Annotated in this window: 4 protein-coding genes; all 4 read right to left on the bottom strand. The window is 60.7% G+C overall.

Annotated features, from left to right (window positions below; genetic code table 11):
- On the bottom strand, positions 1-530 hold a 530-nt coding region (locus AC5DC2_RS21205; protein ID WP_491699920.1), incomplete at its 3' end, for an ABC transporter ATP-binding protein.
- A gap of 297 nt (positions 531-827) precedes the next feature.
- The gene (locus tag AC5DC2_RS21200; protein WP_024709888.1) at positions 828-1,655 is read right to left on the bottom strand and encodes an MBL fold metallo-hydrolase; all 828 of its coding nucleotides are present in this window, start codon (positions 1,653-1,655) and stop codon (positions 828-830) included.
- Positions 1,656-1,657: 2 nt separating this feature from the next.
- Positions 1,658-2,437, bottom strand: a complete 780-nt coding sequence (locus tag AC5DC2_RS21195; protein ID WP_491699919.1) for a TatD family hydrolase — start codon at positions 2,435-2,437, stop codon at positions 1,658-1,660.
- 6 nt (positions 2,438-2,443) lie between these two features.
- Positions 2,444-3,696, bottom strand: a 1,253-nt coding sequence (gene metG / locus AC5DC2_RS21190; RefSeq protein ID WP_491699918.1) for a methionine--tRNA ligase, incomplete at its 5' end; no start/stop codon positions are given.

The raw sequence follows: 3,696 nt of genomic DNA, 5'->3' as shown, positions 1-3,696 counted from the left end.
TGCTCGCGCAGCTGCTTGTCGAGCGCGCCGAGCGGCTCGTCCATCAGCACCAGTTCGGGATCGAAGACCAGGGCGCGCGCGACGGCCACGCGCTGCTGCTGGCCGCCGGAAAGCTGCGCCGGGCGGCGTCCGCCGAAATTGCCGAGCTGCACCATGTCGAGCGCGCGCTTGACCTTTTCCTCCTGCTCGGCCTTGCCCATGTTGCGAAGCTGCAGCGGAAAGGCGAGGTTTTCGGCAACCGACATGTGCGGAAACAGAGCGTAGTTCTGGAACACCATGCCGATGCCGCGCTTGTGCGGCGGCACGTTGTTGATGGGCTTTTCGTTGAGATAGATCTCGCCGTAGGTGGCGGGCTCGAAACCGGCCAGCATCATCAGACAGGTCGTCTTGCCCGAGCCGGAGGGACCGAGCATGGTCAAAAACTCGCCCGGCGGAATATCCAGATTTAATTTCTTAACAACGAGGCTTTCGCCGTCATAACTCTTTTGAACACTATCGTACTTAACCGAAGCACCCCGGTTTTCAGCCATTTTGTCCCCTTGTCATTGTGGACCTCGCGGGCCCAATTCTTGTACGGGCCTTCTCAAGCAATCCGGCTTCATACTGCAATTCGCGCTGCCTAAATCAACCTCAAATTTCCAGAACGGACAAAGAATGGGCAGAAATCGGTCCCGATTTCAACAGGGATTTGCTGTTTTCTGGGGTTGACAGACTTTCGTCGTAGTCAGTTTAACCTGAGAGATCACGCATTTAGCGCCGAAATACGCTAGCGCGGAGATGTCGCGCAATCGCAATACGCAAACTGAACTGAGGGGTAAAATTTTAATTCAGACCGTTTCGTCCGCGACCGAGAACTCGACGCTCAACCCGTCAAAGGCGGGTTCGACATGGGCGGGGGTTTCGGACGCCACGATGTCGTAGTCGAGCGGAATGTGCATATGCGTCAGTATCGCGCGCTTCGCGCCGAGGCGCTCCACCCAGGAAAGCGCTTGCCCGAGCGAGAGATGGCTCGGATGCGGATGATATTGCAGCGCGTCAATCACCAGAAGGTCGAGATCGCGCAGTTTCGCAACGGATTCGGCCGGAAAATCGCTGACATCCGTACAGTAGGCAACGCCGCCCAGTCGGTATCCGAGCGAGATGATGTCGCCATGCTGCTGGCGGTGCGGCATGAACCGCATCACGCCGCCCGGGCCGTCGACTTCGACCGGGCTGCCGATATCCGTGATGATGTTGGCCCGGGCGATCGGTGGATAAGCGCTGCCTTTCGGGGTCTCAAGGCAATAGGCAAAGCCTTCCAGAATGCGCGCCATCGTCGCCTCGTCGGCATAGACGGGGATGCGCTGGCGCTGGGCATGAAAATAGCCGCGAATGTCGTCGATCCCGTGGATGTGATCGGCATGGGCGTGGGTAAACAACACGGCATCGATGCGCCTTACCCCTGCCCGGATCATCTGCTCGCGGAAATCCGGTCCTGTGTCGATCACCACCGTCGTCACCCCACCATCGGGGGCGAACTGCTCGACGAGAAAGGCCGTGCGCGTGCGCCGGTTCTTGGGGTTTGCCGGATCGCACGCACCCCAGTCGCCGGTAATGCGCGGCACGCCCGGCGAGGAAGAACAGCCCAGAATGGTGAAGCGGCGGCGGTAGACCAAGGTCAGACCCGCGTCATCTTCGAGAAGCAGCGAAAGGCATTCTCCGTGGTGATATCGGCCATCGCCGCCTCGCTTACGCCCTTGACCTCGGCCAGAACCCGCGCTGTGTTGACCACATAGGAGGGCTCATTGCGCTTGCCGCGAAAGGGCGTCGGCGCCAGATAGGGCGCGTCGGTTTCCACCAGAAGGCGCTCCATGGGCACATCGGCGGCGATGGCACGCAGATCATCGGATTTCTTGAAGGTCAGGATGCCGGAGAAGGACACGTAGCCGCCAAGCTCAACCCCCGTACGGGCCAGCGCCGCCCCGGAAGAAAAGCAGTGCAGGATGAAAGGGAACGCGCCCTCGCCGGTCTCCTGCCGCAGGATCTTATCCATGTCGTCATCGGCATCGCGGCTGTGAATCACGAGCGGCAGGCCGGTTTTCCGCGCGGCGGCGATGTGCCGCCGCAACCCGGTCTTCTGCGCTTCCGCCTTTTCCGGCTGGTAGTGGTAGTCGAGCCCCGCCTCGCCGATTGCAACCACTTTCGGATGGCCGCTCAGACGGACGAGGTCGTCCGTGCCGATGTCGAGTTCCTCATCGGCATTGGCAGGATGGGTTCCCACAGAGCAGAATACATTCTCGTATTTTTCAGCGATTTCAACGACCTGATTGAATTTCTTCACCCGCGTTGAGATCGTCACCATCTGCGCGACACCCGCCTCCTTCGCGCGCGCAACGAGGTCGTCGCGTTCGGCGTCAAAGTCGGGAAAATCGAGATGGCAATGGCTGTCGATCAGCATGAATTCCTATTCCTCGGGCGCAACGTAACGCGGGAAGACCGGCGACGGTTTTTCAAGCGGCATGCCCGATTTCAAACGACCCGTCTTTCCCAAATGCGCGAAATCGCGTTCTGTTTCCGGGATCGACACGAGGTCGAGCAATTTCGCCGCCGAGGCCGGCATGGCCGGCTGCAGCAGGATCGCAACCTGGCGCACCACCTCCGCCGTCACGTAAAGAACGGTTGCCATGCGCTCCGGATCGGTCTTGCGCAGCGCCCAGGGCTCCTGCCCGGCGAAATAGCGGTCGGCCTCAGAAACGAGGCCGATGATTGCCGCCATCGCCCGATGGATGGCGAACTTTTCCATCGCCTCGCGCACCGTCTCGATGACGCCGTCGGCAGAAGACAGCATCGCCTCGTCCTCCGCCGTCAACGGACCGCATTCCGGGACCTTGCCGTCGCAGTTCTTGGCGATCATCGACAGCGAGCGGCTGGCGAGGTTGCCGATGCCATTGGCGAGATCGGAATTGATGCGCGTGCCGATCGCCTCGTCGCTGTAGCTGCCGTCCTGGCCGAAGGAGACCTCGCGCAGCATGAAATAGCGGATCTGGTCGAGCCCGAAATGGTCGACGAGATTGAAGGGATCGATGACATTGCCGACCGATTTCGACATCTTCTCGCCCTTGTTGAGAAGAAAGCCGTGGGCATAGACCCGCTCCGGAAGCGCAACGCCCGCCGACATCAGAAAGGCCGGCCAGTAGACCGCGTGAAAGCGGATGATGTCCTTGCCGATGATGTGAATGCCGGGCCAGTAGGACCACATCGGCCCGTTTTCGTCCGGAAAGCCGAGCGCTGTGATATAGTTGGTCAGCGCATCGACCCAGACATACATCACATGGTCGGGATCGCCGGGCACCGGCACGCCCCAGTCGAAGGTCGTGCGCGAGATCGACAGATCCTTCAGGCCCGACTTGACGAAGGAGATCACCTCGTTGCGGCGTTCCGACGGGCCGATGAAATCGGGGTGGTCGTCGTAATATTCGAGCAGGCGCTCGCCATAGGCCGACAGTTTGAAGAAATAACTCTCCTCCTCGACCCATTCGACCGGGGAGCCGAGCGGCTCACGACGCACGCCGTCTTCGCCGAGCGTGGTCTCGCCCTCGTCGAAATAGGCCTCCTGGCGCACCGAATACCAGCCGCCATACTTGCCGAGATAGATGTCGCCATTCTCCTGCATGCGCTTCCACAGCGCCTGCACGGCCTTGCGATGGCGTTCTTCCG

The sequence above is a fragment of the Martelella sp. genome (genome assembly GCF_984369615.1).
This window is presented reverse-complemented; position numbering and strand designations above follow the sequence as displayed.